The following is a 20379-nucleotide window of genomic DNA, read 5'->3' as shown; positions in this document are numbered from 1 at the left end:
TATACTCATCACTGATTGAGGAAAGGAAGTTCTGATGTCCCTGCGTTTTGTTACCCGCTCGGTCCATGCTTATCTCGACTATCCGGTTGCCATCGCGCTGATGGTGTTGCCCTTTGCGCTTGGGCTGGGTCAGTCCAACCCGCTGGCGCTGTGGTTGTCTGTAGTTACCGGGGTTGCGGCCTTTGTGCTGACGGTTCTGACCGACCACCATCTTGGGATCTGGCGGGTGCTGCCCTACAAGTTTCATCTTGCCGTAGACCTGCTGGTCGGTGTCGCGTTTCTGGCAGCGCCCAGCCTGTTTGGCTTTTCCGGTCTGGACGCGCTGTTCTATTGGCTGAACGGTGCAGCGGTGGTCGCGGTCATATCGCTCAGCGCGCCGGAAGAGGCTGTCGCCGCCTGAGCGTTGAACGCAAGGCGGTCACATTAACCAAGCGATATTCTTAAACCCAGGGCCGCTGCTTTGCCAAGAAGGCGGCTCTGTCGTGGGTGCGCGGCGCTTGACCTGCGCCAGCATCCCAAAACACCAGCGCCCCTGCGCAACGGTACATGCGCCCCTTCGCGCGCCTCACCTTTTGGTTCCTTTTTTGCCTTGAAAATTCCGACTAAAATAATCAGATAAGGGATGAAGCCAGATGACAGATCATCAAGCCCCGAATTTCGAGGCAGCTTGCGTGCAACGCATGCCAAAGCGAGAGCGCGCCGCTGCCCCGGAAACGATGGATGTGCAACGCTAAGAGGGTGCGGAATGCAAGAAACGCTGGAAGAACTCATGGCGCGGCACGATGCCCTTGCGGCCTGCGGGGCCTGCTATTGCGACGACGATTATTGTGCGTATCTTGATCAGGCGAATGCGCAGGATAAACGGCGCGACCACGCGCGCCACCAGGGTATTGCCGCACAACGTCCATCAGTCCGACACCAGTTCGAGCATACACCGCCGGAATGAAACCGGGTGTCTGGGCCTGGGCTTAGAAATCCACGCCACGCTGCGCTTTGATCCCGGCCTGAAACGGGTGTTTCTCTTCGGTCATCTCGGTCACCAGATCGGCGTAATCGCGCAGTTCTTGCGGTGCATCGCGACCTGTCAGGAACACGCTGGTTTTGTCCGAACGGGCATTCAGACCCTCAATAACAGTGTCTACTGAGAGGTATTCATAACGCAGCGCGATATTGATCTCGTCCAAGACCACCAGATCATACACGCCGCTGGCCATCAGGTCGCAAGCCTTGCCAAATGCTGCGGTAGCGGCCGCAATGTCGCGCTCGCGGTCTTGCGTGTCCCAGGTAAAACCTTCGCCCATGGTGTGCCATGTCACCAGATCGCGTTCCTCGAAGAAACGACGTTCGCCGGTTTTCCACTTGCCTTTGATGAATTGAACGACGGCGACTTTTTGTCCCCAACCCAACGCCCGGATCACCACGCCAAACGCTGCCGAGGATTTGCCCTTGCCTTTACCGGTGTTGATCAGCACCAGCCCGCGTCCCAGGTCGACGGCCTCGGAGACTTTCTTGCGGTGCTTGGCCTGCACCTTCTGCATCTTTTCCTTGTGATCCTGCGCGTCGCTCATCGGGGAACCTCTGTTTGATGTCGGGCTCAACCTAAGCGAAGTTTTGCAAAGGTAAAGTCAAGGTTTGTGATCCGAAAGCGCACGCGCCTTGCCGCGTTCCAGTCCCAGCTGACGCTCGCGCCAGATGACGACGACGTTACCCGCGATGACCAGTGCCGCGCCGGCCAGCATCACCACTGTGGGCAGCTCATCGAACCAGACATAGCCGATGACAATGGCAAACAGCATGGTTGCGTAATCGTAAGGCGCCAGCATCGAGGCCTGCGCGAAGCGATAGGACGAGGTGACCAGAATCTGCGCGATACCACCGATCAGTCCGATCCCGATCAGCAGGGCGGCCTGTTCCCATGTGGGTATTTTCCAGCCCCAGAACGCGGTCAGTCCCGACATCAACGTGGCCGTCAGTGAGAAATAGAAAACGATTGCGGCAGGATGATCCACCTGAACCAGCTGGCGGATATGTATCTGCACAAAGGCCCGTGCCACGGTGGCGCTGAGCACGCACAGCGCACCCAAGGTCGCTGCCGTTTCCATGTTGCCGCCGCCAAGGCGCGGCCAGAGCATGATCAGAACCCCCAGCAGCCCGATGCCGACCGCGCCGATACGGATCATGCGGATACGCTCTCCCAGTATCACCGCCGCGAGAATCAGCGTGAAGATCGGGGTGGCGTAGCCGATCGCCGTGACCTCAGGCAGGGGAAGAAGGCTGAGGCCTGTAAAGGTCAAACCCATGGCTGACGTGCCCAGAACGCCGCGCCAGAAATGGCCCATGGGTTTCTTGACGACAAAGCCTTCGGCCAGCTCTCCGCGCGCAATCAGCCAGATGAGGATCACGGGGATCGCAAAAAGGGAGCGGAAGAAGACCATCTCGCCGGGTGGGAAATCTTCGGACAACGCTTTGACCAGCGCCGACATCGAGGTGAACAACACCAGCGCACTTAGTTTCAGACCCACGGCAAGCATGGGTCGATGCGATGTTAAGGATTTGGCCATTGCGCATGTATCTGCGCCTTTGTGGCCCAAAGATCAACGACAGGATTGTACCAATCAGGTGCTCTTCCAGCCTTCAGGCAAGGGCGCGCCGATCTCTTCGCTCAGTTCTTCCAGATAGCGGATCATCCGTTTGATCCGGCGTGTCGCGAGCGCGCGACCTGCCTCGGTCAACATACCGTCGGGCAGGTTCAGAAGCTTTACTTTCCAATGGTCGATCGAGAATTGCAGGTCATCCAATGGCCGGTTCTCGGCAAACGGATCGGCCGGATCATAGAGCGTGCGGCCCAGTGCGCCGCCGACCAGAAAGGTGCGCGCGATCCCGACAGCCCCCAGTGCATCCAACCGATCCGCATCGCGAAGGATGCGGGCCTCGGGCGTTGCTGGCATCAGGCTGGCCGAGAAACTGTGTGCTTCGATGGCATGTTGGGTGGCAGTGATTTGGCCTGAGTAATAGCCCAATTCCAACAGTATAGACTCTGATTCAAGTGCTGACCTGCGCGAGGCAAGGTGCCGGTCGGGATCATTCTTGGGCAGGTTGATGAGATCGTGCAGATAGCATGCGGCCAGAAGGACAGGCATGTCGGTCCCGTCATCGGAGATCGAACAGGCATTGGACCAGACCCGATCCAGATGCGCCATGTCATGGGCGGGATCGGTCTGCATACGCTGCGCGACGATGCCGCGCAGGCGCGCGCGCAGATCAGCCGATATGTCCACGATTCTCGCCGATTTGACCCCGGTGCAGCAGCAGGTGATCCAGGATCACGCAGGCCATCATGGCCTCACCTACCGGTACGCCGCGGATGCCGACGCATGGGTCGTGGCGGCCTTTGGTGATGATCTCGGTCTCTTCGCCGGATTTGGTGATGGTCTTGCGGGTGGTCAGGATCGACGAGGTCGGTTTGACCGCAAAACGCACCACGATATCCTGCCCGGTCGAGATGCCGCCCAGAATGCCGCCTGCGTGGTTTGAGCTGTATTGCGGGCCGTTCTGACCCATGAAAATCTCGTCTGCATTGGCTTCACCAGTCAGTTCGGCGGCGGCCATGCCCTCGCCGATTTCGACGCCTTTGACGGCGTTGATCGACATCATCGCGGCGGCCAGATCAGTGTCTAACTTGGCATATATGGGCGCTCCGATCCCGGCGGGGACACCCCGGGCGACAACCTCGACCACCGCGCCGACCGAGTTGCCGGATTTGCGCAGGTCGTCCAAATAGGTCGCCCAGTCTTCGGCGGCCTGGGCGTCGGGCGTCCAGAACGGGTTCTGCTCGATTTGCGACCAGTCGAAATTGGCGCGGTCGATTTTGTGTGGGCCGATCTGGGTCATGTAGCCGGTGATTTGCACGTTGGGCGCGATCTGTTTGATCGCCTCGCGCGCCAGCCCCCCTGCGGCAACGCGGGATGCGGTTTCGCGGGCCGAGCTGCGCCCGCCGCCGCGATAGTCGCGGATGCCGTATTTCTGCCAATAGGTGATATCCGCGTGACCCGGGCGGAACTTGTCCATGATATCGCCGTAGTCTTTTGAGCGCTGATCGGTGTTCTCGATCATCAGCTGGACCGGGGTTCCGGTTGTCTGGCCTTCGAACACGCCGGACAGGATTTTCACCTGATCGGGTTCGCGCCGCTGGGTGGTGAACTTGTTCTGCCCCGGTTTGCGCTTGTCCAGCCAGTGCTGAATCATGGCTTCGTCGATCTGTACGCCCGGCGGGCAGCCATCGACGGTCGCGCCCAAAGCCGGTCCGTGGCTTTCGCCCCAGGTGGTGACGCGGAAAAGGTGTCCGAAACTGTTCATCGACATGGGGCGTGCTCCTTTGAAAGTCGTGATTAGCGGGGAGTGCCCTTGGTCTCAAGCGGATTTGCGGCTGGATGGGTCGGGGGCGCTGCCCGAGGGCAGCGCGATTGAGTATTTTTGAAAAGATGAAGATCAGGCGGTTGCGATCTTCGAGCGGGTTTTCGTGATGCTGAGTGCGGCTTGGGCGGCCTCGCGCCCCTTTTCGACGAAATGCGTACGGTAGATAGCGTTATGGTGGTCGGTTTCCTGATACTGGTGCGGGGTCAGTGAGACCGACAGAATCGGGACGCCCGTGTCGAGGCCTGCGCGCATAAGGCCGTCGACCACCGCCTGAGCGACGAAATCGTGGCGGTAGATGCCGCCGTCCACTACGAAGGCGGCGCAAGCGATCGCGGCGTAGTGTCCGGTTTGGGCCAGATCGCGGGCCAATAGGGGCATCTCGAACGCGCCGGGGACGTCAAAGACGTCGATCTGGTCGGCGGGAATGAGCTGTTGAAACCCCTCCAGCGCGCGATCGACAATATCGGAATGCCAGTTGGCTTTGATGAAAGCGTAGCGGGTGTGTGTCATGGTTATCTCCTTTCGCAACAGACACGTCACCCAAGGCGATCACGGGCAGGCGCACCGGTTCGCGGCACGCTGCACGTTCTCTTTCATCCGGACTATGACCGTCGGCTCTGGCGTCTCACCAGATCTGCTGACACCCCGGAGAATCCGGGGCCGCTCGCGGGCTTACGGGTCGCAGCCCGCATACCGCCGGTGGGGAATTCCGCCCCGCCCTGAGAACGAGGCGGACCTTGCCAAGGGTGCGTCGCTTCTGCAAGAGAAATTGGCAGGAGGATCGTCATGCACCCCAATCCAGCCTTCCGGGCCGAGACCGCCGCGCGTCATATTGCCTTTGCCCGTGCGCGCGCGTTCGGTGTTCTTGCGGTGTCGACGGATGCTGCACCGCTTATGAGCCACGTGCCGTTTTTATTGAACGAGGATGCGACGCAGGCCGAATTGCATCTGGTTCGGTCGAACCCGATTGTGCGGGCGCTCAATCAGCGCCAGCCTGCGCGGATTGCGGTATCGGGACCGGATGGGTATGTCTCGCCCGATTGGTACGGGATCGAGGATCAGGTCCCGACGTGGAACTATGTGGCCGTGCATCTGACCGGCCAGCTTGAGCTGCGCCCGCCCGAGGAGCTGCGGGATATGCTGGACCGGCAAACGGCGTTTTTTGAGGATCGATTGCTGCCGAAGCCCCCTTGGCTGGCATCAAAGATGCCAGACGAGCTGCTGGATCGGTTCCTGCGGATGATCGTGCCCTGTCGGTTGGAGATCAATGATATCGATGGGACCTGGAAGCTGAACCAGAACAAGCCAGATGACGCGCGGCAAACTGCGGCTGACCGCATTGCAGAAGACGGCTTTGGTTTGGAACTGCAGGCCCTGCGGTCGCTGATGCAGGGTGTAGGTGGGTCCTGACGGGTTTTGTATTGGTTCGGCTTCTGTAGTCTGCGGAGCAGACAAGGAGACAGGACATGAAGCTTTATCATAGCCCCACCTCACCGTATGTGCGCAAAGTCATGGTGTTGCTGCACGAGACCGGCCAGCTTGCGGATGTCGCGCTGCAGACGGTTGCGAGCACGCCTGTCTCACCCGCGGAACCTCTGCTCAGCAAGGCGCCGTTGACCAAGGTTCCGGCGCTTGAACGGGCTGACGGTCCCACGCTGTTCGACAGCCGAGTGATATGCGCCTTTCTGGATGCGCGGGTCCAGGCCGGGCTATATGCCGCTGGCGCGCGACGCTGGGATGTGCTGACGCTTGAGGCGCTGGCCGATGGTATTCTGGATGCGGCGCTGTTGATGACCTATGAGGATCGCCTGCGGCCCGCCGACAAGCAATGGGATGATTGGGTCGACGCGCAATGGACCAAGATCGAGCGCGCCTGTGCGGCCTTGAACCAGCGCTGGATGGCGCATCTGGCGGGCCCATTGGATATGGGGCAGGTGGCCGTTGGATGCGCGCTGGGCTATCTCGACCTGCGCCACGATGCACGAGGGTGGCGCAACGGCAATGAGGCGCTGGCGGATTGGTATGCCGCCTTTGGAGACAGACCCAGCATGGTCGCAACGCGACCGCCGGGCTGAGAGATCAGGGTGTGTTGAACGTGGCAAGATAGGCCGCGATGTCCGCGGCACCCTTCTTCAGCTTGACACTCATGTTGGGGCGGGCGGTCTCGTCGTCCAGATAATCGCGAATAAAGCGGATCGGGTCTTCGGAATAAGCGATGATGTTCTCTTCGGTCCAGACCAGCCCTTCTTGCCCGGCGCGGATCATGTCATCGGTGAACATGCCGACGGGCAGACGTTCGCTGCCGTTCAGGTAGTCGTTCTCGGTGCCTGCCACACGACCGACCACGCCATAGAGATTCGGCCCGGTGATACCGCCTTTGACCAGAACCTCGCCATCTTTGATGATCGCATGGCACGAGGAACAGCGATTATAGAGGGCTTCACCCTTTGCCGGATCACCGGATGCAAAAGCGGGGGCCGCGCCGAGAAGCGGGATGAGCGCCATCGTGAGGGTAAGTTTTGGCATGAGATATCTCCGGCTGAGGGGTGGGTTCTTCGGCCTTTGGGGTATTCTCGCTCAGATTGCAATCGGTAATTCTTTTTTATCGATTAACTTGAAATATCTATTTAAAATTAGTATTTTAACGCGCCACAATTCAGCTTAATATAGAAATATTCAAGGCTGACCTGTGGCGGAGTTCCGGCAAAAATGCGACGCCTGAGTGAACAGACTGTTCAACTCGGGTGTTGCCTCTACCGTTTTGACTAGGTCGAATCGGAGGGGAAGCGATTCGGCTGCTTGCGGTGCACATGCACCCGGATTGCCGGTCTGATCTTGAAAAATAGCCCTCTGAACATGAAATGAATGCCCAGATGCGGCGTATTGCGCGTTTAAGAGCGCTGGACGAACTCTATTCTCCCCGATAGATACCCCGTTTAAGACGCCGCAGTTCATGCGGTGCGCGAGCTTTATGCCCGTTCGCGGGCGCCAGACAATCGGAGAGAACCTCGTGTCCCACGCTGAAGACCACGAAGGCACCCGCAGAGACTTCCTGTACTACGTCGCCGGCGGCGCAGGTGTCGTGACAGCCGGTGCAGCCGTATGGCCCCTTGTCAATCAAATGAACCCATCGGCAGACGTTCAGGCGCTGTCCTCGATCCGCACTGACGTGAGCGGGGTAGAGCCGGGCACGCAGCTGACCGTGAAGTGGTTGGGCAAACCCGTCTTTATCCGTCACCGGACCGGTGCCGAGATCGCGGAAGCCCAACAACAGGACGAGGAAGCGGTTGGTAACCTGCCGGATCCGCTGGCCCGTAACTTCAACATCAACGCGGATGCTCCGGCAACGGACGCCAACCGTGTGATGCCCTCGCCCGAAGGCGAAGCGCCCGGTGCATGGATCGTTCAGATGGGTGTGTGTACCCACCTTGGCTGTGTGCCGCTGGGCGATGCTGGCGATTTTGGCGGCTGGTTCTGCCCCTGCCACGGGTCGCACTATGATCTGGCGGGTCGGATCCGCAAGGGTCCTGCGCCTGAGAACCTGCCTGTTCCGCCCGCAGAATGGGTCGACGCAACAACAATCAAGCTCGGCTAAGGGAGACCCAACTTATGTCCGGAATTCCCCACGATCATTATGAGCCGAAGACAAACGGCGAAAAGTGGCTGAACAGCCGCCTGCCCATCGTCGGCCTGTTGTATGACACCCTTATGATCCCCACCCCCAAGAACCTGAACTGGATGTGGATCTGGGGCATCGTTCTGACCTTCTGTCTGGCGCTGCAGATTGTCACCGGCATCGTTCTGGTGATGCACTATACCCCGCATGTCGATCTGGCCTTTGCCAGTGTCGAACACATCATGCGCAACGTGAATGGCGGCTATATGCTGCGCTATCTGCACCAGAACGGCGCGTCGCTGTTCTTTGTTGCGGTCTACATCCACATCTTCCGTGGGCTGTTCTACGGCTCGTACAAAGCCCCGCGTGAGATCACGTGGATCATCGGGATGCTGATCTACCTGATGATGATGGGCACCGCCTTTATGGGTTACGTTCTGCCCTGGGGTCAGATGTCCTTCTGGGGTGCGACCGTGATCACCGGCCTGTTTGGCGCGATCCCGTTTGTGGGTGAGGCGATCCAGACCTGGCTGCTGGGCGGACCGGCGGTGGACAATGCCACGCTGAACCGGTTCTTCTCGCTGCACTACCTGCTGCCGTTCGTGATTGCGGCGCTGGTGATCGTGCATATCTGGGCCTTCCACACCACCGGTAACAACAACCCGACAGGTGTTGAAGTGCGCCGTGGCTCGAAAGCTGAAGCCGAGAAAGACACGCTGCCCTTCTGGCCGTATTTCGTGATCAAGGATCTGTTCGCTCTGGCGGTTATCCTGGTCGTGTTCTGGGCCATCGTAGGCTACATGCCGAACTATCTGGGCCACCCCGATAACTACATCGAGGCCAACCCGCTTGTGACGCCTGCACACATCGTGCCCGAATGGTACTTCCTGCCGTTCTACGCGATCCTGCGCGCCTTCACCGGTGAGGTCTGGGTCGTGCAGTTCGCCAGCTTCATCACCGGCGGCATCATCGACGCCAAGTTCTTTGGTGTGATCGCGATGTTCGGCGCGATCCTGGCGATGGCGCTGGCGCCGTGGTTGGATACTTCGAGCGTGCGGTCGGGCAAGTACCGTCCGATGTTCAAATGGTGGTTCTACCTGCTGGTCATCGATTTCTTCGCCCTGATGTGGCTGGGTGCGATGCCCGCCGAGGAGCCCTATGCGACTTTCTCGCTGATCGCGTCTGCCTACTGGTTCGCCTATTTCTTCGTGATCCTGCCGATCCTTGGCGTAATCGAGAAGCCTGAGGCGCAGCCCGAGACCATCGAAGAAGACTTCAACGCGCATTATGGCAAGGCTGACGCCGACGCCACGCCGGCCGAGTAAGAAGAGGGACCGGAATCATGTTCAAGAAACTTGCAATCGGTGCCGCGTTTGCCATCGCCCTGACCCCTGCTGCGTCTTTCGCAGCAGGCGCTTACGACAGCCATGTCGAGGATTTCGACTTTTCGTTCGAAGGGCCATTCGGCACGTGGGATCTGAATCAGCTTCAGCGCGGTCTTCAGGTCTATACCGAGGTCTGCGCAGCCTGCCATGGCCTGCAATACGTACCGCTGCGCGATCTCGAAGCTTTGGGATACTCGGAAGAAGAAGTGATCGCCTATTCTGCGGCGAATTTCGAAGTATTCGATCCCGAGCTGGATGATTTCCGTCCGGCGATCCCGACCGACCACTTCCCGGCCAACACCGGAGTGGGCGCACCCGACCTCAGCCTGATGGCCAAGGCGCGTGCGGGCTTCCACGGGCCTTATGGTCTGGGGATCAATCAGCTGGTCAAAGGTATGGGCGGCGCAGAGTATATTGCCTCGCTTCTGGATGGCTATACTGGTGAGGAAAAAGAAGAGGCGGGTACCATCCTTTACAAGAACACCGCCTTCCCGGGTGGCTGGATTTCGATGGCACCGCCGTTGTCGGAAGATCAGGTCGAATACGCCGATGGTCATCCCGCCACTGTTGAGGCCATGTCAGAAGACATCGCCGCCTTTCTGATGTGGACCGCTGAACCCAAGATGATGGAACGCAAGAATGCCGGGTTCGTGGGTGTTCTGTTCCTGTCCGTCCTGTCGGTTCTTCTGTACCTGGTGAACAAGCGTCTGTGGGCACCGGTGAAGGGCAAGCGTCTCGACTAAGCCTGCGGGCAATCCAATCTGAAACCCCCGCCCTGTTATGGTGCGGGGGTTTTTTGGTTTTAGTGGTGTTGAAGGGGCCAGCCCCTTCTTGGCCTGCGGCCAATTCATCCCCGGGATATTTTTAGCCAGATGAAGGACGGATCAGGCTTGCAGCTGGGTGGCTGTGTGTCCGGTGATCTGGGCGTGGACGATCTGGCCTTCGGGTTGGGCGGTGGTGAAGGTGACCTCGGCGAATTGTTCGGTGCGGCCCATATGGGGGTTTTCCATCAGGATGCGATGGGTCTTTCCCGTCTGGGCTACGAGGTGTTTGGCGATTTGCTTGTCGCCGGCGACGCGCAGGCGGGCGGCGCGGTCCTTGATGATGGTGCCGTTGATCTGCTGCGGGATCCGGGCGGCGGGGGTGCCTTCGCGTTTGGAATAGGGGAAGACATGCAGCCAGGTCAGGTCGCAATCGGTGACGAGCTTTAGTGAGTTCTCGAAATGCGCTTCGGTCTCGGTCGGGAAGCCTGCGATGATGTCGGCGCCGAAGGTCATGTCGGGGCGTAGTTTGCGGGCCTCTTCGGTAAAACGGATGGCATCGTCGCGCAGGTGGCGGCGTTTCATGCGTTTCAGGATCAGGTCGTCGCCATGCTGCAGGGAAAGATGCAGGTGCGGCATAAGGCGCGGTTCGGTCGCGATGGCCTGCATCAGGTTTTCATCCACTTCGATCGAGTCGATAGAACTGATCCGCACGCGCGGCAGGTCCGGCACCAGTTTGAGGATGCGCATAACCAGATCGCCCAGTTTGGGCTGCGCGGGCAAGTCTGTCCCCCATGAGGTCAGGTCGACACCCGTTAGCACCACCTCGTTATAACCCCGGTCCACCAGCCGTTTGATCTGATCCACCACCACGCCCGCAGGGACGCTGCGCGAGTTGCCGCGGCCATAGGGGATGATGCAGAAGGTGCAGCGGTGGTCGCAGCCATTCTGGACCTGCACATAGGCGCGGGACCGGGTGCCGAAGCCGTCGATCAAGTGGCCTGCGGTTTCAGTGACGGACATGATGTCGTCGACCTGTACCGCCTCGGTCTGGCCGATGAAATCCGCCGCCATGCCTGTCCATGTTTCGGGCTGCATTTTTTCGGTATTGCCGATGACCGCGTCGACCTCGTCCATCGCGGCAAAGGTTTGGGGTTCGGTTTGAGCGGCACAGCCCGTGACGATCAAGCGGGCACCCGGGTTTTCGCGCCGCAGTTTGCGGATTTCCTGACGTGCCTTGCGGACAGCCTCGGCTGTGACGGCGCAGGTGTTGACGATCACGGCGTTTTCCAGCCCAGCCTGCCGCGACAGCTCTTTCATCGCCTCTGTTTCATAGGCGTTCAGGCGGCAGCCCAACGTTGTGAATTTAGGCGGTTTCATCCCAGAGACCTCAGGAATTCCGGCGTCAGGGTACCCGAGAAGACATGCGCGGTGGGTCCGGTCATCCAGACCCCGTCTTCGCGCCAGTCGATCCAGATGGTGCCGCCATCCAGATCGATCTGAACCTTGCGACCGGTCAGGCCGCGCCGCGCCGCCGCCACCGCTGTGGCGCATGAGGATGACCCAGAGGCGAGCGTTATCCCGACACCCCGTTCCCACACGCGCATACGGATGTGATCAGGGCCGATGATCTGCGCGACCTGCACGTTGGTACGTTCGGGATAAAGGGGGTGGTGTTCGTATCGCGCGCCGAACTCGGCCAGCTGGACGGTGTCGGCGTTGTCTACGAAGAACGTACAGTGCGGGTTACCCATGCCGGTAGCGGTGGGTTCGCCTTCTATGGGCAATCTCAGGGTATCAACTTCTTCGGCCAGGGGTATTTCGCGCCAGTCGATTTGCGGAGGGCCCATATTGACCGAGGTCATGCCATCCCCGACATCCCGCGCATAAAGCGTTCCCCTCCCGGTGGTCAGTGTAAGGTCGGATTTGCCGGTTTCGTCCATCAGAAACCTTGCGATGCAACGCGTGGCGTTCCCGCACGCGGCCGAGGTCGATCCGTCGGAATTGTAGAACACCAGATGCGCATCTGCTGCGCTGTTTTCGATCACAGCCAACTGATCGAATCCAACGCCGAATTGCCGATGTCCGATTCCCTTTGCCAGCGCCGGCGTAATGGCCTGAGGGTGCGCGCGTGCATCCACAATGACAAAGTCATTGCCCAGCCCGTGCATCTTCATGAAGGGCAATCCGGTGTCGTTTTCGGGTCGCATGCCGGGCATATAACCTTGGTCACCCGGCGAATCCACCCTGTCGCGCAGATTCCTGAAAAAAGGGCTTGACCCCCTTGCACCACCTGCCTAATTAGGCCGCCTATCGGGTCGTCGGATATACCTTCGGTATCGACGGAGCGAGTTGCAAAATAAGGTCTTGAACCCGGTTGGGAAAATACCTTAGAGAGCGCTACGGACCACCAAGGTCCGAATACAAAAGTGGGCCGTTAGCTCAGTTGGTAGAGCAACTGACTTTTAATCAGTGGGTCGCAGGTTCGAATCCTGCACGGCTCACCACTGAACCTTCGGGGAAAAATAGAAAATGCCCCTTGGTCGGTTCTGGCGATTTTGATCTTTCAATGTGTCAATCCATAACGTGGCTTGCGGACGCGGCCTCGTTCAGCCGATGTCGAAAAATGCGCTCTCAGCCTGCCAAGAGTTTGTTTCTGTCCGTTCGTCGCTACATTGGGGAGCACGACGTCTCAGCCCAGTTTATGCCGAATGCCGCCATTGTCACCGCGGTAAGAACACGTGGCAGGCTAAACCGCCAAGGTTTATCGATGTCCCCAGTTTCAATCTGGCGCCGTAGGCGTTCAACAGGTCAACGGATATGGCCAAACCCAGGCCGGTGCCGCTGACAGATGTGTCCAGCCGACCTCCGGTTTGGATCGCTGCATCACGCGCCTCTTTCGGGATTCCGGGCCCATCATCTTCGATGCAGATCTCGATGCCGCTGTCGACGCGTTTTGCGCCGATGTGAATCGTCGTTCGACACCATTTAAGAGCGTTATCGAGGAGGTTTCCGATCACTTCTTCGATGTCCTGAGTGTCCATACGGATCTGGAGCCCATCTTCACAATCTGAGGTCAGCGATTTTCCTGCGCGTTCGGCCATGACCGAAAACAGTCTGGATAGTCTGGCGACCGAATTCGAAAGATCGGTGCGCGAATGCGCGAGTTCAGCGGTGTTTGACGCCCGCATGCGCGCAAGAGATCGCTTCAACTGGGCATCAATCCTGTTCAACGCGTCGTCGGTCGGTTCCGTATCCACTCCTTTGTCGGACAAACTTGCCAATTCGTTCCTGAGTATTGCCGTCGGCGTCTTCAGGGCATGCGCTAGATCCGCCGCTTGCCGCCGAGAACTGGATACGATCTCGCGGTTTCTGTGCAGCAGTTGATTGAGGTCCTCGACAAGCGGCGAAACCTCTTCCGGATAGTCTTCCGGGTTCAGATCGTCTCCGTTGTCCCATCGACGCGCGACGTCTGCGCGCAGTTTCCCGAGGGGGCCGACAATGGCAGACATCAATAACAAAGAACCGGCGACACCGATCAATCCGACCAATCCAAATACAGGAAGCAAGTTGTTTTGCGCCGCCCGGCGTTCGCTGATCAGTTCGAGCCTGCTTTCCGCGACAGTCACGCCCCATTCGGTTCCATCTTCGAATGTGATTTTCTGATAGACACTGCGAACGGCCTCATTGTCCGGTCCTGATGCGTTCCAAATGATGAACCCGTCCGTTGCACGAGCAGGTTCGGGAATTGTTTCATCAAAGAGTGATGCAGATGTATATGTCGCCCCGTTGTCATCGGTCACCTGCCAGTATCTGCCCGAGTACGGCGTTGCATAGGCAGGGTCGAACATAAGGTTTCTCAACGCCTCGGGGTCATCCGTGGCTGCACTCAGGCCAACGATAAGCTGTGTGTGCCGGTCTCGCAGGGTCTCGTCGAACTGTTCCAGGACACGCGTGTTGATGTAGGAAAAAACCACCAAAGTGCCAACGCCAACAGAAAGCGCGCCGGTGGCGAGACCGCCCAACAAAGCGCGTTGGCGCAGAGATAGCATCAGGCAGAATCGATCATATAGCCGCGCCCCCGGACTGTCGTAATAAGATCCGGGCCAAGTTTTTTGCGCAGCCGTGTTATGAAAACAGCGATGGTGTTCGAGTCCCGATCACCATCGTATTCGTAGATGTGCTCTGACAACTCGGTGCGCGACACCATGCGTCCCATATTATGGGCAAGGTATGTCAAAACGGCAATTTCCTGCGCGGTCAGATCGACGGGAATTCCACCGACGCTGACACGCCCGTTGCGGGTATCCAGCGAGACATCCCCCATTTCGATCACCGGGTTCAACTGACCGCTTTGCCTGCGAAGGATTGCGCGCACGCGGGCTGCCAGCTCGGGCATGTGAAACGGCTTGGTCATGTAATCATCCGCGCCTGCATCAAGGCCGTCAACGCGCTCGCTCCACCCGTCGCGGGCCGTCAGGATCAACACGGGTGTCTTGACGCCTGCCCCGCGCCATTCACGCAGGACAGAAATACCGTCCCGCTCTGGCAACCCGATGTCGAGGATGATCATGTCGTACGGTTCAGTCGCACCGAGATGCAGGGCGTCCGTTCCATTGTGAGCCACATCTACCACGCGGCCCTCTGCACTCAGCAGTTTCTTAATCTGCTCGCATAGCTGCGGCTCGTCTTCGGCAAGAAGTACTCTCATATCCAAAAGCTACAGCCACAACGACTTTGGTTTAAGCCCTATTTTCTGCCTTTGCCGTTGCCGCCAGAATTGCCGCCACCATTACCGCCGCCGTTTCCACCACCATTGCCGCCGCCGCCGCCGTTTCCACCGCCATTACCGCCGCCGTTTCCACCGCCGTTGCCGTTTCCACCGCCATTACCATTACCTCCAGCGTTGCCGCTGCCACCACCGTTACCGTTGTTTCTAGCGCTGGCAGAGGCACCGCGGTTGCCTTTGGTATCGCGATTCTGGTTGGCGCTGGCGGGGTTTGAACGCGCCGCTTTCGATATTTGACGACCAACATTGGATCGGTTTGGAACGACTGTTCCGTTCTGGGCATCCACGATGACACTGACAATTTTCCCATCGGGCTTTTTGACAAGGATGCGATAATAAATCTGGTCAGCCTGAAACGCGCGCGCATCTACCGGGGTGCCACCATAAGCTTTCTCGACACCTTTGATGACACGGCTCAACCGGATGGTATCTCCGGTCAGGGTCGCTTTGCGCAACTCACCTTGCTTTAGCTCACGCGTCTGAGCAGTCGCCTGCCCAACGGGCAACGCGACAAGCAGGCTTGCGACCACCAAGAACACCTTTGCAAGCATGAAAGCCCTCAAAAACCGATCAGCCCGGAGATTACGCAATTCGACATGAACCTAGGATGAACAAGCAATTCGCGCTGCGTTCAAGCGCTCTCAAGTTAACTGGCAGCGAACTTAGAGGATTCGCATGCGAATCGAAACAATTGAGACAGTGGGTTGATTCGAAAGACAGATGCTTGCTGCCTTCCACTTAAGAGGTCGACATGAAAACTTTCACTTTGGGACTGTTAAAGGCAACTACCGTTGCGGTCGCGTTGCTGGGATCAACGGCCATCGTGGCGACTGTCGCGATGCCGGACGTCGCTTTTGCAAAAGAAGGCAAAGGGGGCGGAAAAGGTAACGGTGGAGGAAACGGCGGCGGCAATGGCGGTGGAAACGGTGGCGGCAATGGCGGCGGCAAGGGGGACAGCGGAGACCGCGGTTCTGCCAGCGAACGGGGTGGCGGCAAGGCTGCCGACTCGAACCGCGGCGGCCAGAAATCCGGAAAGTCCCATCAGAGCAAGGCCAAGTCGCAATCAGCGCGTTCATTCTCTGGCAAAAACAACGGGTTTTCTCTGAAAGATCTGTTCAATGGAAAAAGCAAAGCCAAGCGAGTGACGGCGGCCAAAGGTAGCAAGCAAACGCGCGGATCCAATCAAAAGCCATCGAAAACCGTCAGCGTTGAGACCTCCATTCGTCCAGCGGTGCGCACCAAGGGCAATCGAATTGCGGCGCTGCTTGGCGCACACCCCTCTGAGCTGGGTGCTTTGAATGCGGCTAACGCCAGCGCAACCGCTTTGGCGAATGCTTCACCCACGTCTCGGGTCGGTCGAATCGCGACCTACCGTGATACGGTTCTGGCCGGAGATCTTCTGCGCGAAGACCTCGCGACTACGCTGGAAGAACTCAGCAGCCTGGAGCAGCCCGAACGCAGCGTTTCAGAGATCGAAGCCGATCTGGAAACAGCGCTGTCTGATGTTCAGGACAATCAAACCGAAGTCGAACGGCTTGAGCAGGAGTTGGCAGATGCCGGCGGATCTTCTCCGGAAATTGAACAACAGCTTGAGGAAGCCCGCGCCGAGTTGAACCAGTCCGTGGACGAAGCACAGGCGTTGAACGAAGAACGGCAAGCTGCCGTGGAATACGATGAAACGGCACAGGCTGCAGAAGACCTGGCTGATCAAGTCGCAGAGCAGGAACTGGCCGAGCGCGAGGCCCTGGAGGCGGCTGCGAACAAGCCCGTGACCGATGCGGTTGAAGCAGAGGTCAAATCACTTCTGGGTCTGTAATCGGAAGTTACCGAAACGTTCATTCGTTTCAACATCAGTGCGACTGCTCACGGAAGTACTGAAAGCTGGGCCAGCCAAATGTTTCACAGGGATGGGAAACGGCTGGCCCAGCTATTTGCGCATCAGCTTTGACGCCAATTGGTTGTCGAACAAAAGAAACCCCGCCCCTGGAAAGGGGCGGGGTTCAGTTTTCAATTCCTATATTTGGACAGATATCGGGAATTGTGTGGGGGTCTGCTGAACTACCTTCAGACGTTGTTTTGTGCCTCGGAAAGTCGCTTGTTTTTGATGATATCAGACAGTGCATTTTCAATAGGAGGGAAGCGACCGCTGCTCGAAGGGGTCGTCGTTGACACACGTTCTTCGGCGATTTTGCCGGAGGTTTGCATCACAGCTGTGGGGCTGGACTCTTTAGTCACAAAGGCAGGCTTGATCATGCGTTTCCCCTTGTTTGCAATTGAACGGCTGACCGCACGTTCGATCCAACATGATCACTATGACTCAGTTTGGTTGAACACTCTGAGAATACATTGTTCACGTTCGGTTAATGTTGTTCTTGAAACGAAGACAAACGGAAAAAAGGGCTGCTTCGCGGATCAAGATACTCTGCCTTGGTGCCGCAAGTGAGTTCAGAGCTGAGCGAAGCTGCACTCGGTTGGTGCGAAAGACCGGATAGCGTCTCATCCGAAACTGGACGCGCTGGCTCGAGTTTCTCCGGCTGCTCGCATAGGCGATTTTTTCCAAGGCGAAGGGGCTTTGTGACCGGTAAAATTAATCTCTCAGACACATTCCGAACATCTCAGGCAGATACCAAACACATGCGGCGCGTCTGTAAGATGTCTGACGATTTCTTGAGGGGGTACGAGTTTGGCGCGTCGTACCTTGCCCTCGTGCGCTTTGCGATTCCCTCAGGTGATGGCGACGACTGTTCCGTCTTTCAGTGATCTGTCTGCAGCGTCAGCCAGTATCTGTGCGCGCAACCCGTCGAGAATTCCGGGTGACAGGGATGCGGATCCGGTCAAAGCGGCCACGAAATGAGTCATCTCTGCCCGATAGGCCGCCTCATAGCGTTCGAGGAAGAAATGCTGGGCCGGGGCCTTGCGGAAGCCATCGGGGGTGGCGACTTCGACCGCGTTTTCCAGCATGTTTTCAGCGCGCAAAAGGCCCTTTGCCCCATGCACTTCGATGCGCTGATCATAGCCATAGCTGGCGCGGCGCGAGTTCGAGATCTGGCAGATCTTGCCGCTGGCGGTGGTCAGCGTGACGGCCGCGGTATCGACGTCTCCGGCCTTGCCGATTGCGGGATCGACCAGAGAAGAGCCGACGGCGTAGACCGTTACAGGTTCCTCACCCAGCAGGAAACGCGCCATATCCAGATCGTGGATCATCATATCGCGGAACAGACCGCCCGAGCTTTCGATGTAGCTGATCGGCGGTGGTGAGGGATCGCGGGACAGGATGGTGACGATCTCGACCTCGCCGATTTCTCCGGCGGCGATGCGGGATTGGATGTTGGCAAAGCTCGGGTCAAAGCGGCGGTTGAAGGCGGTCATGAAAGGGACGCCGGTTTCTTGCACCACCTTGATGCAGTCGCGGATGCGGTCGGCGGACATATCAACAGGTTTTTCGCAGAAGATCGCCTTGCCCGCACGGGCCGCTTGGTGAATCAGGTCGTAGTGGGTGTCGGTTGGGGTTCCGATAACGACGGCATCGACATCCGCGCTTTCGATCAGGCTTTTTGCCGACAAGATCTGAGCACCGGTTTTGTCAGCCAGCGCCTCAGCCGGTTCCGAGAAGGCGTCTGCCACGGCTGTGATCCGTGCACCATCAATCTGCCCGACCGAGCGTGCATGCACCTGCCCGATCCGCCCGCAGCCCAGCAATCCGATATTCAGCATGTCATGCCCCCTTGAAGGCTTGAAGAACCCGGCGCGTCGCCTCGACCACCGGTTCATGTGTGTCTTTCATGATAAGAACGCGGTCGAACCGGTCCGGATCAGTATTCACCGCCGCGCGCAGGGCGTGGCCAAAGGCCATTCGCAACTCGGTTCCGATGTTGAACTTGCAGATTTTCGAGCCACGCGCCAGCGCCGTGCGCTGCGCCTCCGGCACGCCCGATCCGCCGTGGATCACCAAAGGCACCTCGGTGACGGCCTCGATCGCGCGGATGCGGGCCTCGTCCAGCCCGCCTTCCTTGTTCTGCTGCAGATGGACATTGCCAACCGAGATCGCCATCGCATCCACGCCCGTCTCGCGGGCGAACTGCGCGGCCTCGTCCGGGGCGGTGCCATCAGAGCCTTCGCCGCCCGAATAGCCGACAAAGCCAATCTCTCCCTCGCAGGAAATCCCGGCCGCATGGGCCATTTCGACAATCGCAGCGGTTTCAGAGATGTTCTGGGTCAGAGGTTTGCGCGAGCCGTCAAACATGACCGACGTAAAGCCGCTCTCGATGGCAATACGGCAGTCCTCATGGCTGTAACCGTGATCCAGATGGGCCACAACCGGCACGCTTGCCCCTTCGGCCAGATGCCTGAACATCTTGCCCAAGACTGGCAGCGGTGTGTGCTCGCGGCAGGACGGACCGGCTTGTAGGATGATCGGCACGTCTTCGGCTTCGGCTGCGGTCACATAGGCGCGCATGTCTTCCCAGCCCAACGTCACCAGCCCGGCCACGGCATAGCCGTCACGCAGCGCGGGTTGGAGGACGTCCGATAATGTCACAAGGCTCATTTGAACTTGGCCACCATGTCCATGATGCCGGGAATGGTATGCAACTGATCCGCATGGGTCGGCTGGAAATACTGCTTGAGCGAGCGTTGGCTGAGGCCACCAAGGATGGTGAAATAATACATCTCATACCCCGGCAGAACCGCGCAGGGGTGATAGCCCTTGTCCAGCAGGATCGTTGAGCCGTCCATGATGTGATAGGCATCGCCCGGCTTGTTGTCCTCGCGCTGCAGCATCTGAACGCCCGAGCCATGGTTGGGCCGGAAGCGGAAATTGTAGGTCTCGTCATGGCGGGTCTCGATCATCTCGCCATCGTCACCTTTGCGGTCGGTGTCATGCTTGTGGCTGGGAAAGCCGGACCAGCCGCCCTGACCCACGGTATAAAGCTCGGACACCAGTAAGCGGCCCACCTTGTCGTGGTGGTTCGCGCCCAGAATGTGTTTGATCTTGCGGTGGGTCTTGGTGTCGTCCGAGCCGTATTGCACCAGATCCAGCTCGGGCACGCGGACGTCGAAAGGTTCCAGCACGCGGTCGAATTTTGCGCCTGCGATGAAAGTTTCGGTTTCATCCGTCACGCAGGTGATACGTACGGTGGCTCCGACGGGGACATAAACCCCCTCGGGGTCACCATCCCAGACGTCGATGGTGCGGTTGCCGAGGTTGGTGAACGCAGCGCCGTCCACATCGACATCCACGGTGCCGGTGGCGGGCACGATGCAGGTCTCATAGCCCGGCACGGCATATTCGAACACCTCGCCCTTTTTCAGTTTGACGATGTTGAAATAGTTCAGCGGCACCAGATCATGGTTTGCATCGACAATGGGTTTGTTCTGGTTGTCATGGGGCGCGATATGCATCTGCGTCTCCTT

General features: G+C 58.7%; 23 protein-coding genes, 1 tRNA gene and 1 riboswitch. Of the genes, 9 read left to right on the top strand and 15 right to left on the bottom strand.

All coding sequences use genetic code 11. The features are described from left to right. Positions 1–34: 34 nt before the first annotated feature. Complete coding sequence (locus tag ACR3EN_RS05030) at positions 35–400, top strand: SPW repeat domain-containing protein (protein ID WP_480824050.1); 366 nt, start codon at positions 35–37, stop codon at positions 398–400. Between the two features lie 345 nt (positions 401–745). After that, complete coding sequence (locus ACR3EN_RS05025) at positions 746–946, top strand: hypothetical protein (RefSeq protein WP_480824052.1); 201 nt, start codon at positions 746–748, stop codon at positions 944–946. A 22-nt stretch (positions 947–968) separates the two neighbouring features. Here the strand turns inward: ACR3EN_RS05025 and cobO are convergent, their stop codons facing one another. The 5 genes from cobO to ACR3EN_RS05000 all read right to left on the bottom strand — a co-directional run bounded on the left by cobO (position 969) and on the right by ACR3EN_RS05000 (position 4926). Then, positions 969–1568, bottom strand: a complete 600-nt coding sequence (gene cobO / locus ACR3EN_RS05020) for a cob(I)yrinic acid a,c-diamide adenosyltransferase (RefSeq protein WP_480824054.1) — start codon at positions 1566–1568, stop codon at positions 969–971. A gap of 57 nt (positions 1569–1625) precedes the next feature. Next, a complete protein-coding gene (locus ACR3EN_RS05015; RefSeq protein WP_480824056.1) occupies positions 1626–2561 on the bottom strand; it encodes a DMT family transporter in 936 nt (311 codons plus the stop codon). A 54-nt stretch (positions 2562–2615) separates the two neighbouring features. Then, complete coding sequence (locus ACR3EN_RS05010) at positions 2616–3278, bottom strand: HD domain-containing protein (RefSeq protein WP_480824058.1); 663 nt, start codon at positions 3276–3278, stop codon at positions 2616–2618. After that, positions 3262–4362, bottom strand: coding sequence for a chorismate synthase (aroC, locus tag ACR3EN_RS05005; protein WP_480824060.1), 1101 nt, complete (start codon positions 4360–4362; stop codon positions 3262–3264). Before aroC ends, ACR3EN_RS05010 begins: the two co-directional genes overlap by 17 nt. A 126-nt stretch (positions 4363–4488) precedes the next feature. Then, positions 4489–4926, bottom strand: coding sequence for a 6,7-dimethyl-8-ribityllumazine synthase (locus ACR3EN_RS05000; RefSeq protein ID WP_480824062.1), 438 nt, complete (start codon positions 4924–4926; stop codon positions 4489–4491). A 71-nt stretch (positions 4927–4997) separates the two neighbouring features. Beyond that, positions 4998–5147: riboswitch (FMN riboswitch) on the bottom strand. Positions 5148–5202: 55 nt separating this feature from the next. Between ACR3EN_RS05000 and ACR3EN_RS04995 the strand changes: the two genes are divergently transcribed. Together ACR3EN_RS04995 and ACR3EN_RS04990 are read left to right on the top strand one after the other, a co-directional pair. After that, entirely contained in the window at positions 5203–5826 is a 624-nt protein-coding gene (locus ACR3EN_RS04995; RefSeq protein WP_480824064.1) for an FMN-binding negative transcriptional regulator, read from the top strand. 56 nt (positions 5827–5882) lie between these two features. Next, positions 5883–6491, top strand: coding sequence for a glutathione S-transferase (locus ACR3EN_RS04990; RefSeq protein WP_480824066.1), 609 nt, complete (start codon positions 5883–5885; stop codon positions 6489–6491). 4 nt (positions 6492–6495) lie between these two features. On the opposite strand, the gene ACR3EN_RS04985 is transcribed toward ACR3EN_RS04990, so the two are convergent. Beyond that, positions 6496–6942, bottom strand: coding sequence for a c-type cytochrome (locus ACR3EN_RS04985; protein ID WP_480824068.1), 447 nt, complete (start codon positions 6940–6942; stop codon positions 6496–6498). A 484-nt stretch (positions 6943–7426) separates the two neighbouring features. Between ACR3EN_RS04985 and petA the strand changes: the two genes are divergently transcribed. Genes petA through ACR3EN_RS04970 form a run of 3 tightly spaced genes read left to right on the top strand, consistent with a single transcriptional unit; the run spans position 7427 to position 10160 of the window. After that, on the top strand, positions 7427–8011 hold the full coding sequence (petA, locus tag ACR3EN_RS04980; RefSeq protein ID WP_480824070.1) for a ubiquinol-cytochrome c reductase iron-sulfur subunit: 585 nt from the start codon (positions 7427–7429) through the stop codon (positions 8009–8011). Positions 8012–8025: 14 nt separating this feature from the next. After that, the gene (petB, locus tag ACR3EN_RS04975; RefSeq protein WP_480824072.1) at positions 8026–9357 is read left to right on the top strand and encodes a cytochrome b; all 1332 of its coding nucleotides are present in this window, start codon (positions 8026–8028) and stop codon (positions 9355–9357) included. A gap of 17 nt (positions 9358–9374) precedes the next feature. Next, complete coding sequence (locus ACR3EN_RS04970) at positions 9375–10160, top strand: cytochrome c1 (protein WP_480824074.1); 786 nt, start codon at positions 9375–9377, stop codon at positions 10158–10160. 141 nt (positions 10161–10301) lie between these two features. Here the strand turns inward: ACR3EN_RS04970 and mtaB are convergent, their stop codons facing one another. Together mtaB and dapF are read right to left on the bottom strand one after the other, a co-directional pair. After that, the gene (gene mtaB, locus ACR3EN_RS04965) at positions 10302–11558 is read right to left on the bottom strand and encodes a tRNA (N(6)-L-threonylcarbamoyladenosine(37)-C(2))-methylthiotransferase MtaB (protein WP_480824076.1); all 1257 of its coding nucleotides are present in this window, start codon (positions 11556–11558) and stop codon (positions 10302–10304) included. After that, positions 11555–12397, bottom strand: a complete 843-nt coding sequence (gene dapF, locus ACR3EN_RS04960; protein WP_480824078.1) for a diaminopimelate epimerase — start codon at positions 12395–12397, stop codon at positions 11555–11557. The genes mtaB and dapF overlap by 4 nt, the downstream gene beginning before the upstream one ends. A gap of 212 nt (positions 12398–12609) precedes the next feature. Here dapF and ACR3EN_RS04955 point away from each other — a divergent pair. Further along, positions 12610–12685, top strand: a tRNA-Lys gene (locus ACR3EN_RS04955). 216 nt (positions 12686–12901) lie between these two features. Here ACR3EN_RS04955 and ACR3EN_RS04950 read toward each other — a convergent pair. The 3 genes from ACR3EN_RS04950 to ACR3EN_RS04940 form a co-directional block, all read right to left on the bottom strand. After that, positions 12902–13807: an ATP-binding protein gene (locus ACR3EN_RS04950; RefSeq protein WP_480869606.1), complete on the bottom strand. Its 906-nt coding sequence runs from the start codon at positions 13805–13807 to the stop codon at positions 12902–12904. Between the two features lie 422 nt (positions 13808–14229). Next, a complete protein-coding gene (locus ACR3EN_RS04945) occupies positions 14230–14889 on the bottom strand; it encodes a response regulator transcription factor (RefSeq protein WP_480824082.1) in 660 nt (219 codons plus the stop codon). Positions 14890–14927: 38 nt separating this feature from the next. Further along, positions 14928–15386: a PepSY domain-containing protein gene (locus ACR3EN_RS04940; protein WP_480824084.1), complete on the bottom strand. Its 459-nt coding sequence runs from the start codon at positions 15384–15386 to the stop codon at positions 14928–14930. A 332-nt stretch (positions 15387–15718) separates the two neighbouring features. Between ACR3EN_RS04940 and ACR3EN_RS04935 the strand changes: the two genes are divergently transcribed. Then, positions 15719–16783 carry a hypothetical protein gene (locus tag ACR3EN_RS04935; protein WP_480824086.1) on the top strand — a complete coding sequence of 355 codons (1065 nt, stop codon included), beginning with the start codon at positions 15719–15721 and terminating at the stop codon, positions 16781–16783. Between the two features lie 248 nt (positions 16784–17031). On the opposite strand, the gene ACR3EN_RS04930 is transcribed toward ACR3EN_RS04935, so the two are convergent. The 4 genes from ACR3EN_RS04930 to ACR3EN_RS04915 form a co-directional block, all read right to left on the bottom strand. Next, positions 17032–17220 (bottom strand): hypothetical protein, encoded by a 189-nt coding sequence (locus ACR3EN_RS04930; RefSeq protein WP_480824088.1) that lies wholly within the window; start codon positions 17218–17220, stop codon positions 17032–17034. A 471-nt stretch (positions 17221–17691) separates the two neighbouring features. After that, entirely contained in the window at positions 17692–18681 is a 990-nt protein-coding gene (iolG, locus tag ACR3EN_RS04925; RefSeq protein ID WP_480824090.1) for an inositol 2-dehydrogenase, read from the bottom strand. Position 18682: 1 nt separating this feature from the next. Further along, positions 18683–19513, bottom strand: coding sequence for a class II fructose-bisphosphate aldolase (locus ACR3EN_RS04920; protein WP_480824092.1), 831 nt, complete (start codon positions 19511–19513; stop codon positions 18683–18685). After that, positions 19510–20367, bottom strand: a complete 858-nt coding sequence (locus ACR3EN_RS04915; RefSeq protein ID WP_480824094.1) for a 5-deoxy-glucuronate isomerase — start codon at positions 20365–20367, stop codon at positions 19510–19512. Before ACR3EN_RS04915 ends, ACR3EN_RS04920 begins: the two co-directional genes overlap by 4 nt. Positions 20368–20379: the final 12 nt, after the last annotated feature.

Source organism: Ruegeria sp. G7 (assembly GCF_056535465.1).
The sequence above is the reverse complement of the archived record's forward strand: the minus strand, read 5'-3'. Positions and strand labels throughout refer to the sequence as shown.